At 67.4% G+C, this 22,710-nt stretch carries 23 protein-coding genes; 7 read left to right on the top strand and 16 right to left on the bottom strand.

Annotation, left to right across the window (positions count from 1 at the left end; all coding sequences use genetic code 11):
* Positions 1-35 precede the first annotated feature (35 nt).
* On the top strand, positions 36-251 hold the full coding sequence (locus CXB49_RS04970; RefSeq protein WP_101707378.1) for a hypothetical protein: 216 nt from the start codon (positions 36-38) through the stop codon (positions 249-251).
* A 4-nt stretch (positions 252-255) separates the two neighbouring features.
* Here CXB49_RS04970 and CXB49_RS04975 read toward each other — a convergent pair whose 3' ends face one another.
* The 5 genes from CXB49_RS04975 to hflK form a co-directional block, all read right to left on the bottom strand.
* Positions 256-2,631 carry a glycosyl hydrolase family 18 protein gene (locus CXB49_RS04975; RefSeq protein ID WP_233492941.1) on the bottom strand — a complete coding sequence of 792 codons (2,376 nt, stop codon included), beginning with the start codon at positions 2,629-2,631 and terminating at the stop codon, positions 256-258.
* A gap of 442 nt (positions 2,632-3,073) precedes the next feature.
* On the bottom strand, positions 3,074-4,135 hold the full coding sequence (locus tag CXB49_RS04980; protein ID WP_101707381.1) for a YjbE family putative metal transport protein: 1,062 nt from the start codon (positions 4,133-4,135) through the stop codon (positions 3,074-3,076).
* A gap of 15 nt (positions 4,136-4,150) precedes the next feature.
* Positions 4,151-5,407 (bottom strand): NRAMP family divalent metal transporter, encoded by a 1,257-nt coding sequence (locus CXB49_RS04985; RefSeq protein WP_101707383.1) that lies wholly within the window; start codon positions 5,405-5,407, stop codon positions 4,151-4,153.
* On the bottom strand, positions 5,404-6,282 hold the full coding sequence (gene hflC, locus CXB49_RS04990) for a protease modulator HflC (protein WP_101707384.1): 879 nt from the start codon (positions 6,280-6,282) through the stop codon (positions 5,404-5,406). Before hflC ends, CXB49_RS04985 begins: the two co-directional genes overlap by 4 nt.
* On the bottom strand, positions 6,282-7,301 hold the full coding sequence (gene hflK / locus CXB49_RS04995; protein WP_101707385.1) for an FtsH protease activity modulator HflK: 1,020 nt from the start codon (positions 7,299-7,301) through the stop codon (positions 6,282-6,284). The genes hflC and hflK overlap by 1 nt, the downstream gene beginning before the upstream one ends.
* 244 nt (positions 7,302-7,545) lie before the next feature.
* Between hflK and CXB49_RS05000 the strand changes: the two genes are divergently transcribed.
* Positions 7,546-7,761: a YdcH family protein gene (locus CXB49_RS05000; RefSeq protein WP_101707386.1), complete on the top strand. Its 216-nt coding sequence runs from the start codon at positions 7,546-7,548 to the stop codon at positions 7,759-7,761.
* Positions 7,762-7,891: 130 nt separating this feature from the next.
* Positions 7,892-8,179: a hypothetical protein gene (locus CXB49_RS05005; RefSeq protein WP_101707387.1), complete on the top strand. Its 288-nt coding sequence runs from the start codon at positions 7,892-7,894 to the stop codon at positions 8,177-8,179.
* A 139-nt stretch (positions 8,180-8,318) separates the two neighbouring features.
* Here CXB49_RS05005 and CXB49_RS05010 read toward each other — a convergent pair whose 3' ends face one another.
* The 3 genes from CXB49_RS05010 to CXB49_RS05020 form a co-directional block, all read right to left on the bottom strand.
* The gene (locus CXB49_RS05010; RefSeq protein WP_101707388.1) at positions 8,319-8,711 is read right to left on the bottom strand and encodes an SgcJ/EcaC family oxidoreductase; all 393 of its coding nucleotides are present in this window, start codon (positions 8,709-8,711) and stop codon (positions 8,319-8,321) included.
* 157 nt (positions 8,712-8,868) lie between these two features.
* Positions 8,869-9,606 carry an ABC transporter substrate-binding protein gene (locus CXB49_RS05015; protein WP_233492942.1) on the bottom strand — a complete coding sequence of 246 codons (738 nt, stop codon included), beginning with the start codon at positions 9,604-9,606 and terminating at the stop codon, positions 8,869-8,871.
* A 96-nt stretch (positions 9,607-9,702) separates the two neighbouring features.
* Positions 9,703-10,470: a 2OG-Fe dioxygenase family protein gene (locus CXB49_RS05020; protein ID WP_101707390.1), complete on the bottom strand. Its 768-nt coding sequence runs from the start codon at positions 10,468-10,470 to the stop codon at positions 9,703-9,705.
* Positions 10,471-10,679: 209 nt separating this feature from the next.
* Here CXB49_RS05020 and CXB49_RS05025 point away from each other — a divergent pair, with 209 nt between their 5' ends.
* Complete coding sequence (locus CXB49_RS05025; RefSeq protein ID WP_233492943.1) at positions 10,680-11,363, top strand: DUF1345 domain-containing protein; 684 nt, start codon at positions 10,680-10,682, stop codon at positions 11,361-11,363.
* A 59-nt stretch (positions 11,364-11,422) separates the two neighbouring features.
* Here the strand turns inward: CXB49_RS05025 and CXB49_RS05030 are convergent, their stop codons facing one another.
* From CXB49_RS05030 to aceB, 3 genes are all read right to left on the bottom strand, one after another.
* Entirely contained in the window at positions 11,423-12,034 is a 612-nt protein-coding gene (locus tag CXB49_RS05030) for a glutathione S-transferase (RefSeq protein WP_101707391.1), read from the bottom strand.
* A 91-nt stretch (positions 12,035-12,125) separates the two neighbouring features.
* Complete coding sequence (locus tag CXB49_RS05035) at positions 12,126-12,821, bottom strand: SIMPL domain-containing protein (RefSeq protein ID WP_101707392.1); 696 nt, start codon at positions 12,819-12,821, stop codon at positions 12,126-12,128.
* 147 nt (positions 12,822-12,968) lie between these two features.
* Positions 12,969-14,564 (bottom strand): malate synthase A, encoded by a 1,596-nt coding sequence (gene aceB, locus CXB49_RS05040; RefSeq protein WP_101707393.1) that lies wholly within the window; start codon positions 14,562-14,564, stop codon positions 12,969-12,971.
* Between the two features lie 124 nt (positions 14,565-14,688).
* Between aceB and CXB49_RS05045 the strand changes: the two genes are divergently transcribed.
* The 3 genes from CXB49_RS05045 (at position 14,689) to CXB49_RS05055 (ending at position 17,832) form a co-directional block, all read left to right on the top strand.
* Positions 14,689-15,585, top strand: a complete 897-nt coding sequence (locus tag CXB49_RS05045; protein ID WP_101707394.1) for a LysR family transcriptional regulator — start codon at positions 14,689-14,691, stop codon at positions 15,583-15,585.
* Between the two features lie 73 nt (positions 15,586-15,658).
* Entirely contained in the window at positions 15,659-16,117 is a 459-nt protein-coding gene (locus tag CXB49_RS05050) for a hypothetical protein (protein WP_101707395.1), read from the top strand.
* Between the two features lie 317 nt (positions 16,118-16,434).
* Positions 16,435-17,832, top strand: coding sequence for an amino acid permease (locus CXB49_RS05055; RefSeq protein ID WP_101707396.1), 1,398 nt, complete (start codon positions 16,435-16,437; stop codon positions 17,830-17,832).
* Between the two features lie 57 nt (positions 17,833-17,889).
* On the opposite strand, the gene CXB49_RS05060 is transcribed toward CXB49_RS05055, so the two are convergent.
* From CXB49_RS05060 to CXB49_RS05080, 5 genes are all read right to left on the bottom strand, one after another.
* Entirely contained in the window at positions 17,890-18,549 is a 660-nt protein-coding gene (locus CXB49_RS05060) for a dihydrofolate reductase family protein (protein WP_101707397.1), read from the bottom strand.
* A 118-nt stretch (positions 18,550-18,667) separates the two neighbouring features.
* Complete coding sequence (locus tag CXB49_RS05065) at positions 18,668-20,134, bottom strand: DegQ family serine endoprotease (RefSeq protein ID WP_101707398.1); 1,467 nt, start codon at positions 20,132-20,134, stop codon at positions 18,668-18,670.
* A 125-nt stretch (positions 20,135-20,259) separates the two neighbouring features.
* Positions 20,260-20,892 carry an endonuclease III gene (gene nth / locus CXB49_RS05070; RefSeq protein ID WP_101707399.1) on the bottom strand — a complete coding sequence of 211 codons (633 nt, stop codon included), beginning with the start codon at positions 20,890-20,892 and terminating at the stop codon, positions 20,260-20,262.
* Positions 20,889-21,653 (bottom strand): electron transport complex subunit RsxB, encoded by a 765-nt coding sequence (gene rsxB / locus CXB49_RS05075; protein ID WP_101707400.1) that lies wholly within the window; start codon positions 21,651-21,653, stop codon positions 20,889-20,891. Before rsxB ends, nth begins: the two co-directional genes overlap by 4 nt.
* A 26-nt stretch (positions 21,654-21,679) precedes the next feature.
* The gene (locus CXB49_RS05080) at positions 21,680-22,606 is read right to left on the bottom strand and encodes a LysR substrate-binding domain-containing protein (protein WP_101707401.1); all 927 of its coding nucleotides are present in this window, start codon (positions 22,604-22,606) and stop codon (positions 21,680-21,682) included.
* Between the last annotated feature and the right edge of the window lie 104 nt (positions 22,607-22,710).

Raw genomic sequence — 22,710 nt, forward strand, 5'->3', positions numbered from 1 at the left:
CGAGACAATAAGGGCTGCCGAACAAGGAGTCCAGCATGAAAACCGATCCGCTGTTTCTTTTCTTTCAACATTATCTGGGACGGCAGCGCCGGCGCTGGGGCGTCGACCCGGTCGAGGCCCTGGCGCGGCTGAACGAGGTGATGCAATGGCCGCCGGAGGCGCCGGCGAAAAAAACGGCCGGGCGCGAGGCCCGGCCGGAAGAAGGGATACAAGAGAAGAAACTGGCCGGCCCGCGGCTGCGGGCCGGTTGAAACGCTATTGCAGGTAAGGCAGGTAGGGCGCCTCGTCGCGTATCGCGTAGGTCTTGCCGTTCAGGCCCACCGTGTAGTGGCTGGGGCCGGAGATCGGCAGGTAGTAGACCACGCTCAGCGTCACGCTCTGTCCAGCGCCCAGGCTCTGCCAGCTGGGCAGCTTCACCGACACGCGGTTGAAGTCGCCCTTCAGTCCGCCGACATTGCTGCCGCTGTGGCCGGTGCTGATCACCTTCAGCCCGAAACCGGACTGGTCGGCGATATTGGCCGGAGCCGAGGTCGGCACGTCGAACTGGAACTCGGTGCCGCCGGGCAGCGTGGTCTTGGAGCGGTTGACGATGGTCAGCTTGGGATTGATCGGATAGTTCTGATCGCCGAGCGCGAAGCCGCCCAGGCTGAAGCCCACGTCTATCGCCGCGGCCGGCGCCGGCGCGACGTCGGCGCGGCGGGCGCTGACCTTGGCCGGCTGGCTGAAGGTGCTGTACAGCAGGCTGGTCAGCGTGTTGCCGATGTAGTACTCGCCCTTGCCGTTATTGCGCTGGGCGTTCCAGTCATAGTCGCCGGCCAGTTCCCAGAACATCACGCCGCCGACATTGTTGGCGTCTATCCAGGCGGCCTTCTGGGCGATCGACTGCTCGTCCTCGGTCGACAGGAACACGTTCTTGCCGGCGTTCCAGAGCCACGGTGCGGCCAGCGCGCTGCTGTAGTTGCGCTGGTAGCTGCCGCTGAGCTGGTTGATCGGCTGCGTCGTGTCTATGCCGTAGGAGGCGAGGTAGCTGCCGGCCAGGCCTTTCTCCAGGTTCTTGGCGTGCCACATCGGGTTGGAACCGCCCGGGATCTCCTTGCCGTTGTCGTCGAGGTCGTGCCAGATATTGTCGATGCCGACCGCGCCGTCGCCGCACTCGGTCAGGCCAGTCGGGCAGTTGCTGCCGACCGAGCTGCCCCACAGGCCGTTGCTGCCGCCGGTGACGTTCTTCCAGCCGCGCGTGTAATAGGGCACGCCCATATTGACGCGCGAGGCCGGCAGGCCGCCGCGGTAGTAATGGTAGGACCAGTCGGTGTTCAGGTAGCCGATATTGCCGTACTGCGGCGTGCTGTACACGTTCCAAAACGCCAGCTCCGCGTCCTTGCCGTCGTCGAACAACGCGGCGTTGGGGCCGACGAAGCGGTTCCAGGCGCCGTGCAGGTCGTAGGACATCACATTGACGAAGTCCAGATACTTCAGGCCCTGGAAGGTTTCCATGCCGCGCAGCAGATAGCCGGACGCCGGCACCGCCGCGGTGATCTGGTAGTAATGGCCGTCCTGGGCGGCGGCGCGGTCCAGCCGGTCGCGCAGCGTCTGCAGCAAGGCGACGTAGCCCTTGGTCAGCGAGCCCAGGCGCGCGTTGGAGAAGCTCCAGTCCAGCGGATTGCCGGCGTTGTTCATCGAGGTCGGGTATTCGAAGTCGATGTCGACGCCGTCGAAGCCGTACTTGCGCAGGAAGGCGACGGCGGAGTCGGAGAAGGCGTTGATGCCGGCCTGGTTGACGCTGCCGTCGGCGTTGACGGTCATGCTGTAGAAGCCGCCGCTGGCCACGCGCTTGCCGCTGGCGTCGAAGTAGCCGCCGGTTTCGGCCCAGCCGCCGACCGAGATCAGCGTCTTCACGCCGGGGAATTTGCGCTTGTACTGGGTCAGCAGGTTGAAGTGGCCCTTGTACGGCAGGCTGGCGTCCATTTCGGCGCCGGCCACGCCCGGCCAGGTCATGTCGGTGGCCGGGTTGCCCGGCGCGGTCTCGTTGACCGACAGCTTGTTGCTGCTGTCGACGTGGGCGAAGGCGTAATTGATGTGGGTGAGCTTGTTCCAGGGGATGTCGCTGGCCAGATAGGCCGGGCTGCCGTCCTTGCCGGTGCGCCAGCTGGTGAAGTAGCCGATGATGCGCCGGCGGCTGCCGTTAGCGAGCTGCTCGGCGCCGCCCTGCTTGTAGACGGCGCAGTAGGGCACGTCGACGCCGGCGGTCTGCGCCAGCGCTTCAGGGCGACACAGCGCGTTGCCGGTCGGCGCCGGCACCTGCACCAGCGGCGGGTCCACCGGCGGCGGATTGTTGCCGCCGCCGCACTGGCCTATCAGCTGCCAGGGGCTAGAATCGCCGGCCGACGGCGTATTGCCCTGGGTCCACCACTTGGCTTGCCAGGTCTGGTTCTGGTAGCTGACGCGCTGGCCGCCGGTATAGACGGCGGTGGCGTTCCAGGCCGGGTCGGTGCAGCTGTTGTCGGCGGTCTTCATCAGCCCGGCCGGCAGCGATTGCGGCCAGGGGGCGCCTCCGCCGCTGACCGCGGCATGGCCGGCCAGCAGCGCGGCGCCGCCGACGGCGCTGGCCGCCAGCCCGCTCTTCAGTAACATCAGGGTTTTGCTCACTCTGTTTTCTCCCGTTGTTGTGGTTGTTGCAGAAACAAGCGTTGTTAGTTGTATTTAAGTGGTATTAACAAATGGAATGTAGCGGTACGAATGAAAAATGATCCTGTACTTTTTGTCAGGCATGACTGGCGAGCGGCGGCGGGGAGAGGCTAGCGGCAGGGCGCCGGCAGGCGGGAAACGGTGGTGGGAGCAACGGCGGCAGTCCTGCTGGGCAAGGCTTGCAGCCATTGGGAGACAGGAATTTCACCGCGTGGGGCGGCTCGATGGGCGCATGACTTTATTGCGCCGCAGCAGGCGTTTTATTGCAACCGTGTTACGGTTGGTTGCCGACAGTCATATCGGCCGCCGCGATGCCGGTAGAAATGTTGCATACCAGATACAGACCATTGGCCGCGGCCGGAAAAGATCGCAACCGGCGCCTGGGCGCTCAGCGGCGAGGCGCCGCCGGATGGCGCGGCGCCGGCAGAAAGCCCTGGCTCAGCAGGTGCCAGACCAGCCACAGCAGCGCCAGCGCGCCGATGATGGCGGCGGCGCCGACCAGCAGCTTCAGCAGCGGGCTCAGGCCGGCGCCGTCATCGGTCTCTATCTCGGCTTCGGCGGCCGGCGTCCCGGAGGAGGACGCGACGACTGGAGAAGGCGCGGCGGGCGGCGCTGCCGGCGACGCTTCGGCGGGCGACGGCGCGGGGGCGGCCGGCATCTCGACCGGCGGCGGCGCGCTGGCGATGCCGGCCTCGCCCAGCAGCGCCAGGCGGCGGATCAGCGGGGCGAACGGCCGCAGCGGCGGCAACGGTGGCAGCTTGCGCCGCTGCTCGCGTATGACGCGGCTCTCCAGCAGCACGAAGACCGCGCCCAGCAGCGGCGCGGCCAACTGCAGCGCCGGCGCCTGCGCCGCCACCCAGTCCCCCCACAGCGCGTCGCCGGCGGCGAGGCTGCCGGCCAGCCAGCCCAGCGCGGCGGCGCCGGCCGGAATCAGCAGCGGATAGCGGTCCATCAGCCGCGCCAGCAGCAGGCTGCCGTACATCAGCAGCGGCACGCTGAGCAGCAGCCCCAGCAGCAGGAAGGCCAGGCTGCCCTGGGCGGCCGCGGCCAGCGCCACCACATTGTCCAGGCTCAGCGCCAGATCGGCGCCGACGACCAGCATCACCGCGTTCCATAATTGCCGGCTGTGGCCGGCCTGTTCGGACAGCCGCGCGGCGTCCGGCTCGCCGTGTTCTTCCAGCAGCAGCTGGATGGCGATGGCGAACAGGATGACGGCGCCGGCCAGCTTCAATAGCGGCACCGCCAGCAACGCGCCGGTGACGGCGGCCAGCACCAGGCGCAGCAGGATGGCGAAGCCGGTGCCCCACAGCACGGCGCGGCGGCGCAGCGCCGGCGGCAGCGAGCGGCAGGCCAGCGCGATCACCAGCGCGTTGTCGCCGCTGAGGATCAGGTCGAGAAAGGAGACCTGCAAGGTCAGGCCGAAGGCGCGGGCGAGGCTGTCGGGTTCCATGGCGATTCCTGCGAGTCAGTCCAGGCTGCCGGCGATGCCGGCGTACAGGCTGAAGCCGGCCGCCAACAACAGCAACGGCGCCAGCATCATTTTGTAGCGGCGGCTCAGCCGCAGCGGCGGCGGCAGCGCGTCGCCGCCGGCCAGCCAGTACAGGCCGGCCAGCATCGCCGGCAGCAGCAGCGCGTTGGCGACCGAGGTGGCGATGGACAGCTTGACCAGATTGACGCCGGACGAGACCAGCGCGCCGGCGCCGATCAGCATCGCCGCGAAGCCGCCGTAGAACCACGGCGCCTGCAACGGGCGCTTTTCCAGCGAGTCGCGCCGTCCGGCCAATTCGCCCAGCGTCCACGCGCTGCTGAGGCAGACCACGATGGTGGCGACCAGCGCGCCGCCGGACAGCGCCAGCGCGAACATCAGCCGGCCGCCGGTCGGGCCGAGCAGGCGGTCGAAGCCGCCGGCGATCTCGGGAATGGTGTCCAGGCTCTGCCCGCCGGCGCCGTTGCCGAAGGCCACCGCGGCGGCGATCAGGATGCCGGCGGTGATGGCCTGGCACAGTATCGCGCCCAACAGCGTGTCCAGCCGCGCCGGCCGCAGATCGGCCAGCGTCAGCCCCTTGTCCAGCAGCGCCGACTGCTGGTAGCAGATGGTCCAGGGCATCACGCAGGTGCCGATATTGGCGGCGGCCAACAGCAGGAAGTCGTGGTTGCCCAACGGCAGGCCGGACAGCTGGGCCAGCATCTGGCCGGGATCGGGCCGCGCCAGCCAGGCTTCGGCCAGGAAGGCCAGCTCGAACACGCCGAGGCCGATGGCGACGCGTTCGACCGAGCGGTAGCCGCCGCTGCACACCATCGCGAAAATCAGCGCGCACAGCAGCGTCATTGTCCGCCAGGCGGGAATGCCGAACATCTGTCCGACGCCGGCCAGCCCGCTCAGCTGGGTGGCCAGCGCGCCGAGGCAGCTGACCAGCAGCAGCGCCGCCGAGGCCCGCTCGGCGCGGCGGCCCCAGCGCCGCCGGACCAGCTCGCCGTAGCTCAGGCCGGTGCCCAGCGCCAGCCGTATCGTCAATTCCTGCACCAGGTAGAGGAAGGGGATCAGCAGCAGCAGCAACGGCAGCATGCGGTAGCCCCAGTGGGCGCCGCTCTGCGCGGCGGCGATGACGCTGCCGGTCTCGGTGTCGGCCAGCATCACCACCAGGCCGGGGCCGATGGCGGCCAGCAGGTGGCGCAGCCGGCTCAGCGCGGACGGCGGCAGGGGCATGTCGGCTCCGCTCATGGCCTGGCCCCGGCCGGGCCGCTCTTCAGATCGTGCAGCAGCGCCGAATCCGGCGACAGGACCAGCGTCGGCGCCGAGTCGGCCAGCGACTGGCGGTAGGTCTGCAGCGAGCGGTAGAACTTGTAGAACTTCGGGTCCTTGCCGAAGGCCTGCGCCAGCACGCGGCCGGCGTCGGCGTCGGCCTCGCCGTGGGTGATGGCGCTCTGGCGCTGCGCTTCGGACAGGATGACGGTGCGGTCGCGGTCGGCCTTGGCCTGGATCTGCTGCGCCCATTCCGCGCCCTGGGCGCGCAATTCCTTGGCCTCCTGCTGGCGCGCCGACTTCATCCTGTCGTAGATGGCCTGGCTGGTTTCCAGCGGCAGGTCGGCGCGGTGCAGCTGCACCTCGGTCACCTCCAGCCCCATCGGCCGGGCGCGCTCCACCACTTCCTGCTGGATGCGCTCGACGATGGCCTTCCGGCGCGGCGACAGCAGCTCGGACAACGGCTCTTTGCCGAGCTCGCGCCTGAGCGAGGTGCCGACCAGCTGCGTCAGCTGCGCGCGCGCCTGCTCCTCGGTGCGCAGCGCCTGGTAAAAGCGCAGCGTGTCGGCGATGCGGTAGCGGGTATAGGTTTCCACCTCCAGCCGCTTCTCGTCGCCGAGTATCACCTGTTCCGGCGGCGGCGCCAGCATCTGCAGCCGGGTGTCGTAATACTGCACGCTGTCGACCAGCGGCAGCTTGAATTTCAGCCCAGGCTCGCTGTCGACGTCGACCGGCGCGCCCAGTCTGACCACCAGCGCCTTCTGTCCCTCGTTCAGCGTGTACTGCGCCGACAGCGCCAGCCAGATCGCGGCGATGCCCGCCGCCCAGCCGATTCCGCGCCATTGCCTGTCCATCAGCGGTTCTCCCTGGCGGTTTTCGGTTTGTCCTGCAGTTGCAGCAGCGGCAGCACGCCGGTTCCGCTCTTGCCGCTGCCGTCTATCACCACCTTGCTGGCCTTCTTCAACATGTCGTCCATGCTCTCCAGGTACAGTCGCCAGGCGGTGACGTCCTTGGCCTGGACATAGGTCTGGTATACCGAGTCGAAGCGCTTGGCCTCGCCCTGCGCCAGGTTGACCACCTGGCTGCGGTAGGCCTCGGCCTCCTGGCGGATGCGCTCGGCCTCGCCGCGCGCCTTCGGCAGGATGTCGTTGCTGTAGGCCTGGGCCTCGTTGCGGGCGCGTTCCTGGTCGGCGCGGGCGCGCTGCACGTCGTTGAAGGCGTCGATCACCGCCGCCGGCGGATCGACCCGCTGCAGCTGCACCTGGGTGATCAGGATGCCGGCCTGCTGCGCGTCCAGCCGCTGCTGTATCAGGCCGCGGGTCTCCTCGGCCACCTGCTGGCGGCGGTTGGACATCGCCGCCTGTATCGGCGTGCGGGAGATCACCTCGCGCAACGCGCCCTCGGCGGTGACGCGCAGCGCTTCCTCGGGCTTGCTGGCGCGGAACAGGAATCGGCCGGCATCCTTGATGCGCCAGAACACCGCGCAGTCGGCCTCGACGATGTTCTCGTCGCCGGTCAGCATCTGCTTTTCGCGCGGATCGGCGGCGTCGGGCGGTCCGCTCTCGTACAGATTGGCCAGCTTCAGCTGCTTGATCTGGGTGACCTTGGGCAGTTGTATCGTTTCCATCGGCCACGGCAGATGGTAGTGCAGGCCGGCCGCGGTGGTGTCGGTCCAGCGGCCGAAACGCTGAACCACGCCCTGTTCGTCCGGTTCCACCCGGTAGACGCCGGAGACCAGCCACAGCAGCGCGGCGGCGGCGGCGAGCAGCGCCAGGCCCTTGCCGCGCATGCCCAGCAGTTCCAGCGTGTGGTCCAGCCGCTGGCGCAGCGGAACGGGGGACGGCTCGGAAGACGGGGGAAGCTGACTGCTCATGGCGGGCTGGTCCTGATTTTAACCATACTAGTAGTTGGGTTAACGCAGCGGGCGTCAAGCGGATGACATCGGTTGCGGATTTCGCGCATGGCGAAGCGTTTTTCGCCGCCATGACCGGCGGCATCGCCGGCCAGGTGGCAGTGAGGAAGCTGAGGCAGATCAAGCGGCGAGGCCGGCTACGCCGCTAGCATGGAGGCATGGACCGGCGTGGCCGGTCCGGACACCCCACCGAAGGAGGCTGACGATGTTTCCCGAATACCGTGATCTGATCACCAGGCTGAAGACCGAGGATACGCACTTCTGCAAATTGTTCGATCTGCACAACCGGCTCGATCAGCGCATCCGCAATATGGAGGCGCGCATCGTGCCGGCCGGCCCGCAGGAAATCGAGACGCTGAAAAAGGAAAAGCTCAGGTTGAAGGACGAGTTGTACGCCTTGCTGAGGACCCACGTCAGCTAGGCGCGCGCGGTGGCGGCCCGGCGGGACGACGGATTTTTGCGCCGGCCGTCGATTCCGGGCTGCATCCGGCCAAAGTTGCGACTAAAACTAAAAAACGATTTCAGCAACCATGCCGACGGGGAAGCCTTCCATGCATTTCGATGAAGTTCACAGCAAGCATTTTGTCACGCTCAGCCGCACGCCGCTGCCGCATACCTTGATGGAGCAGGCGCTGGTGGCGATGGGCGGTGGCGGCAACGAAGGCATGAATTTTCGCAAGCAGGCGCTGGCCGCCGCCGGCTGGCAGCACGACGGCCTGGTGCCGTTCGCCAAGCATCCGGACAAGGCGGCCGAGGCTTTCAACCGATTGCGCGAGGCTTTTGCCGGCGCCAACGGTCCCGAGGCGCTGCTGCAGGCGCTGGAGAAATACGCCAACTGAAAGCCTTGCCAGCCGGCTTCTCGCCGCGCGCGGTTTCATCTCACGCTCCCTCGCGGCGAACGACGCCGCGGCGGAGCGTTTTTCGCGCCCGGCGTCCGGCGGAAAACGGCCGCTGCCGCATGAGGTTTTGGGCGGGGGCTCAGACCGGCGTATTTTCCAGCAGCTGGTGGCCGTAGGAATTGTCTATCGAGCAGCGCCAGGCGCCGTCTTGATCCTGAGCGAAGACGTAGGTGGCGTCGCGGCAGGCCTCGTCCAGCGTGTCGGCCCGCAGCCGGGTCCGCGCCAGCGCCAGCGCGGTGGCGCCGTTGTGCAGGATGTGCAATGCGTCCTGGCTGACCTGCAGGCTGTGGTTGAAGTGGGCGGAGATGGCGGCGAAGGCCTGGCGGATCTGCGCCTTGCCGCAGGCATTCAGGCCGGGGCGCACCACCAGCACCGCGTCCTCGGCATAGAAATCCATCAGTCGGTCGAAGTCCCTGGCATTGATGGCGTCGTCGGCGGCGGCGATCAGCCGGGCCACGGGATGGTCTTGCATCGCATCCTCCTGAGAGCGAGAGAGTGTTGACTGTACACCGCCGGCGGGTCGGGCAAAACCTAGTAGAACACCTGAGCGGGGCGGCTACGCGGACAGTAGATCTCGTACGGCAGGGAGGCGCAACGCGGGATCGGCGGCTTGTTGGCGGCGCCTGGTGTCAGTCGTCGCGATAGTGGCGGCGTATCGCCTGCAATCTGCCGTCGGCGCCGACGCGCTCCAGCGCCGCCTGCAGCTTTTTCGCCCAATCCGGCGGCGAGCGCGGATTCAGCGCGAACCAGTATTGCTGCTTGCCGTCCAGCAGCCAGACCGGCTCCAGCGCCGAGGCGGGCAGACCCTGCTGACGCAGCTGCCATTGCATCGACCAGTCCAGCATCGCCACTAGGTCCACCCGGCCCAATTGCAGCTTTTTCAGATCGGCGGCATCGCTGCGGCCGAGGTCCAGCTGTTCGCCCAGGCCCAGTTCGGCCAGCTGGCCGGCGGCGGCGGAACCGGCCAGCGCGCCGTTGCGGTAGCGGGCCAGCTCCGCCAGCGAGGAGACGCGGATGTCGCGGCGCTCGCCCAGCCGGTACAAATAGATGCGGCGGGGGCTGATCGGGCCCACCCATTGGAACAGCGGCTCCCGCTCCGGCGTGCGCACCATGGTGTAGAGCAGGGTGCCCGGCGTGTCTTTCACCTTGGCGTAGGCGCGCAGCCACGGCAGCACTTCTATCTTCACTTCCAGGCCGGCTTCGCGCGCCAGCAGCCGCAGCAACTCGGTGGAGAAGCCCTTGACCTGTCCGTTTTCCTGGTAGTTCAGCGGCGGCACGTCCTCGGTGTACGCCAGGATGGGCGCCGCAGCGGCGGCGCCGGACAGGCAGCAACATATCGCGACCAGCAGACGGCTGTAGTTGAGCACTGTGTTCCCGTTTCAGGATGCCGTTTTCATGTCCTGACAGCGTACAGGATTCCTGTTGTCGGACAATGGCGAAACGAGAAATATTTGCGCCGGTGCTCAGCCGCGGTGGAAGCTCAGCAGCAGCACGTCGCGGCTGCCTTCGCGGCCGGGGTCCAGCTGCGCGATCGGCGTGACGCCATGCAGCACCCGTTCGTCGTTGACCAGCGCGATGTCCAGCGGGTCGGTCAGAGTGAATTCGGCCAGCGGCTCGTGCTCCAGATCGTATAGCTCGGTGGCGCCGTTCACCAGATTGTGTCGCTTGACCAGCATCATCAGCAGGAAATGGACGCCGTCGCGGTGTATGCCTTCCGGCGTCGGCTTGCCCTGTTCGCGGTTGCGCGCCTCGATGCGGAACTGATGCGCCTCGATGTGCCAGCGGGTGTACGGCGCCAGCTTGCCGAACACGGTGCAGGCCAGACCCAGCACCGCCTGCATCGTCGGGCCGTGCAGTATCGGGTTGCGTATCGGTTCGAAGTGGCGGGCGACGCCGCCGTTGAGCGGATTGTAGCGGCGGCTCTGGTAGTGCGGCCGGTGCGCTTCGGGCCGGGCGCGGCGCGCCGCCGGCGCGGCGCTGAGGGTGGCGTGCAGCCGTTTGCGGTAGCGGCCGCCGTCGGCCATGAATTGGTCCAGCTGCAGATGGTTCCAGCTGTCTTGGAAGGCGGTCCAGTCGTCCAGCGCTCCGGGGTCCTGCAATAGCAGCAGGCGGCGGGCCTGTTCCGCCGGCAGCAGGCAGAAATCCTGGCTCGCCAGCCGGCGGCAGGCCGGCTCCAGCAGCGCGTCGTAGTCGGCGGCTGCGGTGGGCGTCGAAGCGGTTGCCGAAGTCATGCTGTCTCCTGTTTGGTTTTTATGCTGTGGATTTTGTGATATTTGTCATATGAATGCAAACGAATTTATTCAAATTGAATTTTATGTGAACGGCAAACCGCGACCGGCGGCGGCGCGCTTGGCGGCGGCCGGGCGATGCGGCAAGATGGCCCTGCTTCCCGCGTGGCGGGATTTCATGCAACAGATCGCAAGAGGAGTGCATTCGTCCCATGACCCTGTTTTCCATCGCCCGCCGTTCTTTCGCGTTGCGCATGCTGCTGGCCCGGCCCAGGCTGGTGTGTTCGGCGCTGTTCGGCGCGCTGCTGATCGTCTGTCTGCCGCTGCTGGCGACCATGCACGACGTCACTCGCTACATCGTCGGCTGGAACGCCGGCGCCGGCCTGTATCTGGTTCTGGTCGCCTGGATGATGTTCGGGCCGGGCCGGCAGCAGATACGCCACTGGGCGCGGCTGGAGGACGAGGGGCAGTGGCTGGTGCTGCTGCTGGTGGTGTTGGCGGCGGCGGCCAGCCTGGCCGCCATCGTGATGGAGCTGGCGGTGGTCAAGGACATGCGCGGCTGGCTCAGGGCGGCCCATATCTTGCTGGCGATCCTGACCCTGTTGTCGTCGTGGGCCTTCACCCATGTGATGTTCGCGCTGCACTACGCGCGGACCTTTTATGCGCAGGAGGCGCGGGGCCTGCCGGGCGGGCTGGAGTTTCCCGGCACCCGGCAGCCGGAATACGGCGATTTCCTGTATTTCGCCTTCATCATCGGCACCTCGGGCCAGACCGCCGACGTCAGCTTCACCGACAGCCGGCTGCGCCGCACCGGCACCGTGCACTGCGTGCTGGCCTTCTTCTTCAACGCCACCGTGCTGGCGCTGATGATCAATATCGCCGCCGGGCTGATCTGACCGGCCCTGGGGCCGGATGCGAAAACGCCACCGTTTCCGGTGGCGTTCTGTCGCCGCGCTTAGGCCTGCGGCGGCTCGGTATCGATGAAGGACTGGCGCGCGGCCAGCCGCTGCAGCAGCGCGTCCAGATTCGGATGGGCGCCTCGCCAGTCGATGTCCGGCGCGCGAAAATCCAGATAGCCCAGACAGCAGCCGACGGCGATGTCGGCCAGGCTGTAGCCGTGGTTGGTGCACCAAGGCTTCTCGCCCAGGTCCTCCGACAGCGTGGCGAGGCCGCGGGTGATCTTGCCGCGCTGGCGGGCCACCACTTCCTCCATTTGCTTCTCCGGCGGCCGGCGGCGTTCCATCACGATGGCCACCATTGCGTCTATGATGCCGTCGGCCAGCGCTTCCCAGCGACGCGTCAGGATGATCTGTCGATTGTCCTGCGGCAGCAGCCGGGACACCGGCGAGCTGTTCTCGAGGTATTCGACGATGACACGGGAATCGTACAGCGTGGAGCCGTCGTCCAGCTCCAGCACCGGCACCTTGCCCAGCGGATTGTACTCGGCGACGCGGGTGTCCGCGTTCCAGGGCACGTCTTCCTCGAGCGGGCAGTCGATTTTCTTTTCAGCCAGCACGATGCGCACCTTGCGGGCGTAGGGACTGGTCAAAGAGGCGATCAGTTTCATGTTCGAAGCGATGGAGATATGGAGTAGAGGGGGGGCGGCCGACACGGCCGGCAGTGCTTACTGTAGCGCAAGCCGGCCGGGGCCGAAAGCCTTACTTGAGTTCCACCTTGCCGCTGACCTGCAGTTGCAGCTGGCTTTGGCCCGGCTGCAGATCAGGCTGGCTGACATTGGCCTCGGCGCCGGCCATCGCCGCCTTCATCATCATCACCGGCGGGCGGAAACCGTGGCTCTGCTGGCCGATGTCCAGCTGCTGGATGCTGATCACGTTCTTGCCCAGCGCGCGCGCGGCCACTTCGGCCTGGCCCTTCAGATTGGCGATCGCCTCCGGAATCATGTCCTGCTCGGCCCGGCGGCGCGCCTGGTCGGAAACGCCGTACTGCACGCCTTCCAGCAGCATGGTCTGTTGTAATTTGGCGATCAGCTCGGCGGCCTGGGCGAAATCCTTGCTCTTCAGCAGGATTTCCGAGCGCCCCTGCCAGCCGCTGATCTTGCCGTTCTTGTCGTAGCTGGGCCAGGTGCTGTAGCTGCCGCTGGACAGCTCGACATGGTTGTAGGCGCGGCCCTGGGCCAGGCCGCTGGCGGTGATCCGGTTCAGACGGTCGGCCAGCGTCGCGGCCTGATTGTTGCTTTGCTGCACGTACAGCGTGGCGGTGATCTGGTCGTTGGCGATGTCGCGCTGGGCGTTGGCCGACAGATTGAGTTGCACGCCGTCCGCTGCGGCGGCGAGCGGGGCGGCGCCGGCCAGCAGGCAGCACAACAGCATGGGCTTCAGGCGGGATGATTTCATTTCGGCTCCTTGGCTGGATGTCGCTGGAAGTAGACTCCGCTTCGATCCGCTTGGCAAGCGGCGGTTCCATGCCGTTCGACCTGGTCGCTACGGGTAAAAATGCCAAACGGCCCGCGAAGGGCCGTCCGGATCGGGCGCGAAGCGGGGTCAGTCCAGGTATTCGTAGCCCGGCAGCGTCAGGAATTCGACGAAGTCGTCCGAGGTGGTCAGCAGGTCGAACATCCTGGCCGCGTCCTCGTACTGCCGGGTCCAGCGGGCGCCGTATTCGTTTTTCAGCTTGGCCATTTCGGCCGCCTGCAACTCGCGGAACAGCGCCTCGGTCACCTTGCGGCCGTCGTCGAGCACGCCCTTGGGCGAGCGTATCCACTGCCAGATCTGCGAGCGCGAGATTTCGGCGGTGGCGGCGTCCTCCATCAGATTGTGTATCGGCACGCAGCCGTTGCCGGAGATCCAGGCGCCCAGGTACTGGATGCCGACATTGATGTTCATCGCCAGGCCGGCCTCGGTGATCGGCGCTTCCGGCTGGAAGTTCAGCAGGTCGGAGGCCGCCACCTGCACGTCGGGGCGCTGCTTGGCGATCTGGTTGGGCCTGTCGCCGAGCACCGCGCCGAACGCCGCGTCGGCGATCGGCACCAGGCCGGGGTGGGCCACCCAGCCGCCGTCGTAGCCGTCGGTGGCGTCGCGGTCCTTGTCGGCCTTGACGCCGGCCAGCGCCTTTTCATTGGCGGCGGCGTCGTTCTTGATCGGAATCAGCGCAGCCATGCCGCCGATGGCCGGCGCGTTGCGATGGTGGCAGGTCTTCAGCAGCAACAGCGCGTAGGCGCGCATGAAGGGCACCGTCATCGTGATCAGCGCGCGGTTGGCCAGGCAGAAGTCGCGATTCTGCTTGAACTTCTTGATGCAGCTGAAGATGTAGTCCCAGCGGCCGGCGTTCAGGCCGGCGGAGTGCTCGCGCAGCTCGTACAGGATTTCGTCCATCTCGAAGGCGGCGAGTATGGTCTCGATCAGCACCGTGGCCTTGATCGTGCCCTGCGGGACGTCCAGCTGGTCCTGGGCGAACACGAAGACCTCGTTCCACAGCCGCGCCTCCAGATGGCTTTCCATCTTCGGCAGGTAGTAATAGGTGGCGCTGCCTTGCGCGCGCAGGTGGCGGATGTTGTGGAAGAACGACAGGCCGAAGTCGAACAGGCTGCCGGACACGATGTCGCCGTCCACCTTGACGTGCTTTTCCATCAGATGCCAGCCGCGCGGGCGCAGCAGCAGCGTGGCGACGGTGTCGTTCAGCCGGTATTGCTTGCCTTCGGGGCTCGTGTGGGAAATGGTCTTGCGGTAGGCGTCGCGGACATTGATCTGGCCGGCGATCTGGTTGTCCCAGCTCGGGCAGTTGGAGTCCTCGAAGTCGGCCATGAAGCTCTTGGCGCCGGAATTCAGCGCGTTGATCATCATCTTGCGCTCGACCGGGCCGGTGATTTCGACGCGGCGGTCCAGCAGATCGTCCGGCAGCGGCGAGATCTTCCAGTCGCCGGCGCGCACGGCGGCGGTTTCGGCCAGGAAGTCCGGCAGCCTGCCGGCGTCCAGCTCGGCCTGGCGCGCGGCGCGCGCGGCGATGCGGGTCCGGCGGGCCGGCTCGAAGCGGCGGTGCAGCTTGGCGATGAATTCCAGCGCCTCGGGGGTGAGGATTTCGGCGTAGGCCGGCGTGATGTCGGCGAGGATTTCCACGCCCTGCGGAAGCAAGACTGCCATGCGCGTGCTCCTTTGTAGAAGAAGGGGGATAGGATGCTGCAATGCAATGTTTGACAGTCTATTCGCCATCCTAGTAAAAAGGAATGACCTGAATTGCATAACATTTTTTACTTTTGAGTAGCTAATGAGCGAGTTGAAGCAGCTGGAGACCTTCGTCGCGGTGGCGGGGCTGGGCAGCCTGTCGGCGGCGGCGCGGCAGCTGGGCGTCGTGCCGGCCATGGTGGGGCGGCGTCTGGACGCGCTGGAGGAGAGGCTGGGCGTGCGCCTGTTGGTGCGCACCACCCGCAGCGTGACGCCGACGCAGGAGGGCGAGGCCTTCTACGACGATTGCCAGCGGATACTGGCCGATCTGACAGAGGCCGAGGCCGCCATCGCCTCCGGCCGCGGCAAGGCGCGCGGCCATTTGAGGTTGTCGGCGCCGGCCGGCTTCGGCCGCCGCCACGTCGCGCCGCACGTCGCCGCCTTCCAGAGGCTGCACCCGGAGGTGAAGGTGACGCTGGACTTGTCCGACCGGCTGGTGGACCTGCAGCGCGACCGCGTCGACTGCGCGATCCGCATCTCGGACCTGTCCGACTCCAGCCTGGTGGCGATCCGCCTGGCCGAGAACCGCAGGGTGGTGGTGGCGGCGCCGGCCTATCTGGCCGCTTACGGCACGCCGCGCGCGCTGGAAGACCTGCCGCATCATCAGTGTCTGTCGCTGGGCGAGAGCCAGAGCCGCGGCTGGAGCTTCGTCGTCGACGGCCGGCCGTTGAACCTGAAGGTGGCCGGCGCGCTGGAGTGCAACGACGGCGCGGTGCTGCACGACTGGGCGCTGCAGGGCCTGGGTCTGGCCTGGCGTTCCTTGTGGGAAGTGAAGGACGATTTGTCCGACGGCAGGCTGCGGACGGTGCTGGACGACTACGCTTCGCCTGACTATCCGGTCTACGCGGTGGTGCCGCAGCGGCGGCTGCTGCCGGCGCGGGTGCGCCACTTCATCGATTATCTGCGCGCGGCGTATGCCGCGCCGGGCTATTGGGACTGAGCCGGCGTCCGGGCGCGGGCACTTTGGCTGCCGGCCGCGGTCCACCACCATATGACACGCGGCGGGGGAGATCATGAGAACACGCTGGCTGGCCATCGCGGCCGTCTGGCTGCTGCTGTGCGGCGGCGCGCGGGCCGAACCGGCGGCGCCCGGGCAGGGGCCGAGCAATGGGGCCGGCGTTCGGCTGGAATGTCTGCCGGACGCCGACGGCGGCGCCGACTGGCGCGACTGGCTGCGGAATCGGTTGGCGCTGCGCGGCCTGGACGGCGCCGACGCGCCGGCGTGGCGGCTGTGTTTCGCCGAGGAGATCGAGAGCCGCTGGGTGGCGCAGCCGCCGGATTGGGGCTATGACGGCTACTGGCGGCAGCCGCCGTACCGGATCGAGAGCTGGCCGGTGCTGACGCTGTCGGTGCGCGGCGTCGACGGCTCGGCCCTGTGGAGCGGTCGCGAGCGTCTGGGGAGCGATGGCAATCGTCGCGCGCGCTTGGAGCAGGCGGCGCAGCGCCTGTTGGAGCGGATGCCGCTGCCCTGAGCGCCTGTCGATGGGTTTCATATCGATCTGAAAAATCATTGGCATGTTGATGGGAATATATTTATTCCTAACGATTATTTTCTTGTAAGCCATTGCCGTTTTCCCGTATTGTGACCGTGGCCTCCTGCTGTACCATCGGAAGCCTCCGTAGACACGGCCCGCGACAAGACGGGACGGCGCGGAGGGACAAATCAGATCACTTACAGCCGAATCCGAGTATGAGGCGCCCGCCTGGACAGCGGGCGTCTCGTCGTTTCAGCGCCGCCGCCATGTACGGCGGCGCGGGCCGGTGCCGGCGATATACGGGATAGTAGACAATGAGTTTGATGCGCAAGAAGAGCGTGCAGGGCATGTTGGCCACCGCTCAGACTTCGCGCGGGCTGCGAAAAGAGCTCTCCGCGTTTGACCTTACCATGCTGGGCATCGGCGCCATCATCGGCACCGGGATTTTCGTGCTGACCGGCACCGGCGCCACCATCGCCGGCCCCGGCCTGGTGCTGTCCTTCGTCATCAGCGCCTTCGCCTGCGGCTTCGCGGCGCTGTGCTATGCCGAATTCGCCTCCATGCTGCCGATTTCCGGCTCTACCTACACTTATGCCTACGCCACGCTGGGCGAGCTGATCGCCTGGATCATAGGCTGGGACCTGCTGCTGGAGTACCTGCTGGCCTCGTCGGCGGTGTCGGTCGGCTGGTCCGGCTACTTCCAGAGCCTGCTGTCCGGCTTCGGCGTCAAGCTGCCCGAGGCCCTGACCGCCGCCGCCGGTTCGGCGCCGGGCAAGGACACGCTGTTCAATCTGCCGGCCTTCTGCATCGCGATGATCATCACCGCGCTGTTGGCCTTCGGCATCAAGGAATCCAAGCGCGTCAACAATGTGGTGGTGCTGATCAAGGTGGCCGTGGTGCTGCTGTTCATCGCCATCGGCGTCTGGCACGTCAAGCCGGTCAACTGGCAGCCGGCGTTGCCCTTCGGCTTCTCCGGCGTGTTCCATGGCGCCGCCATCGTCTTCTTCAGCTTCATCGGCTTCGACGCCGTCACTTGCGCCGCCGAGGAAGTGAAGAATCCGGCCAAGGACATCCCGCGCGGCGTGATCTGGTCGCTGGCGGTGTGCTCCATCCTGTATGTGGTGGTGGCCGCCATCATGACCGGCATCGTGCCCTATATGCAGTTCGCCGGCGTCGATCATCCGGTGTCGCTGGCGCTGCAAGTGGCCAAGCTGGACTGGTTCGCCGGCTTCGTCGATCTCGGCGCCATCCTCGGCATGATGACGGTGATCCTGGTGATGACCTACGGCCAGACCCGCATCCTGCTGGCGATGTCGCGCGACGGCCTGCTGCCGAAAATCTTCTCCGACATCAACCCGAAGTACGGCACCCCGTACAAGGCCACCTGGCTGATCGGCACCATCATCGCGCTGCTGGCCGGTTTCGTGCCGCTGCACACGCTGGCCGAGCTGGTCAATATCGGCACGCTGGCGGCGTTCACGCTGATCGCGCTGTCGGTGATCGTGCTGAGGAAGCGCGAGCCGGATCTGCCGCGCAAATTCGTCTGTCCGGCGGTGCCGACCATCCCGGCGCTGGCCATCCTGTGCTGCGGCTTCCTGATGACCCAGCTGTCGCTGCTGACCTGGACCTGCTTCGCGGCCTGGCTGGTGATCGGCCTGCTGGTCTACTTCGGCTACTCGCGGCGCAACTCGCTGCTGCACAAGCCGGCCTGATCGCCGGTCGTGGTCGACAAAGGCGGAGCCCATGGGCTCCGCCTTTTTGTTTTTGCGTCAGCTCGACGCGTCGCGACGACGCAGCAGCAGGTGGCAGGCCCCCTCGCCGGCGATCTGCTCCGCGCATTCGTAGCCGAGCGCCGGCAGGTCCAGGCCGGCGAACAACGCTTCGCCGTCGCCGAGCAGCGCCGGCGCGACGGCGAGATGAATCTCGTCGACCAGGCCGGCGCGCAGGTATTGCCGCACGGTGTCGACGCCGCCGCCCAGCCTGACGTCGCGGCCGCCGGCCGCGTCCCTGGCCCGATCCAGCGCCGCGTGGATGCCGTCTGTCACGAAGTGGAAGACCGTGCCGCCCTTCATTTCGAGCGGGGGGCGGGGATGGCGGGTCAGCACGAAAACCGGCGTGTGGTACGGCGGTTCGTCTCCCCACCATCCCTTCCACTCCAGGTCCGGCCACGGGCCGCGTATCGGGCCGAACATATTGCGGCCCAGTATCCAGGCGCCGACATTGTCGAAGCCCCGTTCGATGAAGCCGTTGTCGACCCCGGCCTCGCCGCCGTCGCCGCCGAACAGGCGCTGCTGGAAGGCGGCGGTCGCGAACGCCCAGCGGTGCAGCGCCTCGCCGCCGACGCCGAGCGGACGCGCCAGGCTCTGGCCGGGGCCGGCGCCGAAACCGTCTATCGACAGGGAAAAGCAGGCTACGCGCAGTTTGCTCATCGCATTCTCCGGTTGGGGGGGCATGGCGCCATGCCGGATTTATAGACACGGGAGCGGGATGAAAAAAACGCCGCGCCTCCGGATGGAGGGGCGGCGTTCTGTTTGGCGCGGCGCCGGCTCAGTCGGTGCGCAGCGCGATGTACAGCACCGATTCGCCGCGCTTGACCAGCAACGCGGCGTGGCCGCCGGCGCCGGCCAGCGCCTTCTCGAAGGCGGTGATGCTGGTGACGTCGCTCTGGTTCAGGCCGATGATGATGTCGCCGCTCTGAAGACCGGAGCGGGAAGCCGGACCTTGCGCTTTCTGGATCAGCAGGCCGCCGCGTATGCCGAGGTCGGCGCGCTGGTCCGGCGTCAGCTCGGACAGCGTCAGGCCCAGCTTGCCGAACTGGTAGCCCTGCGGTGTGTTGTCGTTGGACGGTTTGGCTGCGGCGCCGGCGTCGGGCGCCTGCTCCACCAGCGTGGCCTCCAGTGTCTTCTCGAAGCCCTTGCGCCACACCACCAGCTTGATCTTGGTGCCCGGGCCGAGCGCGCCGACCAGCATGGGCAGGTCCTTGGAGCTGTCTATCGCCTGGCTGTTGAGCTTCAGGATGATGTCGCCGGCCTGCAGGCCGGCCTTGGCCGCCGGGCCTTTCGGATCGACGCGCACCACCAGCGCGCCGGCCGGGCGCGGCAGGCCGAACGACTGCGCCAGCTCCTGCGTCACTTCCTGGATATTGATGCCCAATTGGCCGCGGCTGACCTTGCCCTTGGTCTTCAGCTGGTCGGCCACCTGCATCGCCAGATCGATCGGAATGGCGAAGGAGATGCCCATGAAGCCGCCGGAGCGGCTGTAGATCTGGGAGTTGATGCCGACCACTTCGCCGCGCAGATTGAACAGCGGGCCGCCGGAGTTGCCGGGGTTGATCGCCACGTCGGTCTGGATGAAGGGCACCAGCGTCTCGTCGGGCAGGCTGCGGCCCTTGGCCGAGACGATGCCGGCGGTGACGGTGTTGTCGAAGCCGAACGGCGCGCCGATCGCGGCCACCCATTCGCCGACCTTCAGGTCGGCCGGATTGCCTATCTTGGCCACCGGCAGATCGGCGGCGGCCACTTTCAGTAGCGCGACGTCACTGCGCTTGTCCAGGCCCACCAGCTTGGCGCGCAATTCGCGCTTGTCGGTCAGCGTGACGCGGATCTGGCCGCCGTCGGCGACCACGTGGGCATTGGTCAGGATGAAGCCGTCGCTGCTGATGATGAAGCCGGAGCCGTAGGACACGCTTTCCTCGGGACCCTGCTGGTCCTGCTGGGGCGGCTGGTTCGGCATGAAGCGGCGGAAGAAGTCGTACAGCGGATCGTCTTCCGGCACCGGGAACGGCATATTGTTGCTGCTTTGCTGCGGGGCGGCGCTTTCGCGGCTGGCCTGGATGTTCACCACCGCCGGGCCGTCGCGGCTGACCAGCTGGGTGAAGTCGGGCAGCAGCATGGCGACGCGGCCGTCCTGCTGCGCGGGAATGGCGACCGGAGCCGGCTGGCTGCTGCCCTTGACGAACTGCTCGATCCTGTCGCAGCCGGACAGTAACGACGCCGCGAGCAGCGCGCCGGCCATGATGCGAAAACTCGTTGTCACTGGCGATCCTTTAAGCTGGCTGATTTTCGAAGACAAATGGGGGCGAGCACTGATTTTGCAAGCGTTTTCTTTTGATTGAAGCCCAGTTTTCCTCTGCGTTTTCATCATAACGGTTTTGCCGGGTATTCGCAGAGGTCGGCGATGGCGCAGCGCTGGCATTCGGGTTTCCTGGCCTTGCACACATAGCGGCCGTGCAGGATCAGCCAGTGGTGGGCGTCCAGCTTGAATTCGGCCGGCACGAACTTGACCAGCTTGTCCTCGACCTCGCGGACGTCCTTGCCCGGCGCGATGCGGGTGCGGTTGGCGACGCGGAAGATATGGGTGTCCACCGCGATGGTCGGCTGGCCGAAGGCGGTGTTCAGCACCACATTGGCGGTCTTGCGGCCGACGCCCGGCAGCGCCTCCAGCGCCTCGCGCGTCTGCGGCACCTCGCCGCCGTGCTTTTCCAGCAGCAGCCTGCAGGTGGCGATCACGTTCCTGGCCTTGGTCTTGTACAGGCCTATGGTCTTGATGTGCTCGGCCAGGCTTTCCTCGCCCAGCGCCAGCATCGCCGCCGGCGTGTTGGCCACCGGGTAGAGCCGGCGGGTGGCCTTGTTGACGCCGACGTCGGTGGCCTGCGCCGACAGCAGCACCGAGATCAGCAGCTCGAACGGCGTCGAGTATTCCAGTTCGGTGGTCGGATGGGGGGTGGCGTCGCGCAGCCTCTCGAAGATCTGTTGGCGTATGGCGGCGTTCACTGTTGATCCTCGTCGGCGTCCGGCTGGGCGGCGCGCATCGCGGCGGCGCGCTCCATCGCCGCGCGTATCACCGCCATCTTGTCGGACGAGGCGGTGGCGGCCACCGGCGCCTGCTGCTTGGCGCGCTCCATCGCCTTGCGTATCAATTCGTTCTTGTCGACCATCGACGGGGCGGCCGGTGCCGGCGTGGCCGCCGCCGTCGGCGCGGGAGCCGGCACCGCGGCCCGCTCCGCCAGTCGCCTGGCCTTGTCGGCCGCGTCGCGGGTCTTGCGCGCCTGGCGGGCGTCGTGGCGCTTGCGCGCCAGGCTGGCGCGGGCCATCACCTGTTCGCGGCTGCCGTCGTCGGGACGCTCCACCGGCACCAGGTCTATGCAATCGACCGGACAGGGCGCCAGGCACAGCTCGCAGCCGGTGCACTCGTCGGCGATCACCGTGTGCATCTGCTTGGCCGCGCCGACGATGGCGTCGACCGGACAGGCCTGGATGCACAGCGTACAGCCTATGCAGCTGTCTTCGCGTATCACCGCCAGCGCGCGCGGCTTAGGCTGCGGGCGGTCGGGTTCGAACGGCAGCGCCGGCAGGTCCAGCAAGCGCGCCAAGGCCCGCACGCCGTCCTCGCCGCCGGGCGGGCAGCGGTTGATCGGGTCGCGGCCCGCCGCCAGCGCCTCGGCGTACGGACGGCAGCCGGCGTGGCCGCACTGACCGCACTGGGTCTGGGGCAGGAGGGCGTCGATCCGTTCGACGAGTGTGATGACGGCCATGCTGTCGGATTCCGCTTCAAAAACCGCTAATTATCGTCTTTAGCCGTATCGGCTTCAACTCCGGCCGAAGCCGACGCGGCCGCGATTTGAGCGGACGCGCCGTCCAGCAGGATGTGACGCAGCCGCTCGGCGGCATCCGGCAGCGGCGTCTGCGCCCGCCACAGCGCCAGCTCCAGCCTGGGCAGCGGCGGCAGGCCGGACGCGGCCGGGTCCAGTGGCCGCAGGTCCGGCGGCAGGCCCAGCACCGTGCGGGCGCTGATGCCCAGTCCGGCGCGCACCGCCGACCACAGCCCGGCCAGGCTGCTGCCGCTGACCGCCACCCGCCACGGCTGGCCGGCCTGGTCCAGCGCGTCGCAGGCCTGGCGGCGCACCAGGCACGGCGCATCGAACATCGCCAGCGGCAACGGCCGGTCGGCGGACCGGCGCGGCGAGGCGGCGCCGGCGATCCAGCGCAGCGGCATCTGGCCCAGCTGGTCCTGGTGCGGCCACGGCGCGCCGTCGCTCCACAGCAGCGCCAGATCGAGCTCGCCCTGGCGCAGCGCCCGCTGCAAGTCCAGGCTGCGGCCCACTCGCACTTCCACATGCACGTCCGGACAGGCGCGGGCGAAGCGGCCCAGCGCGTCGGGCAGCAGGCCCTCGCCGAAGTCCTCGGCCAGTCCCAGCCGCACGCCGCCGGCGAGAAAGGCGCCGCCGACCGCCTGCAGCGCCTCGTCGTTCAACTCCAGCAGCCTGCGGGCGTAGGACAGCAGGATCTCGCCGGCCGGCGTCGGCTCCAGGCCGCGGCCGCTCTTTTGCAGTATCGGCGCGCCGGCCTGTTGTTCCAGCTTTTTCAATTGGGCGCTGACGGCGGAGGTCGAGCGGTGCAGCCGCTCGGCGGCGCGGGCGAAACCGGCGAGCTCGACGCCGCAGGCGAAGCTGTGCAGCGCGTCCAGGTCCAACAAGGTGCGACGCATGATGACTATCCTGATTTTTGGGATGGTTTGTAAAAATATATCCGATATTCAGCATTGATTGCCAGCACTACAGTACAGGCATCGATACCCGACCCGTCAGGAGA

The organism is Chromobacterium sp. ATCC 53434, from assembly GCF_002848345.1.
Lineage (GTDB): Bacteria > Pseudomonadota > Gammaproteobacteria > Burkholderiales > Chromobacteriaceae > Chromobacterium.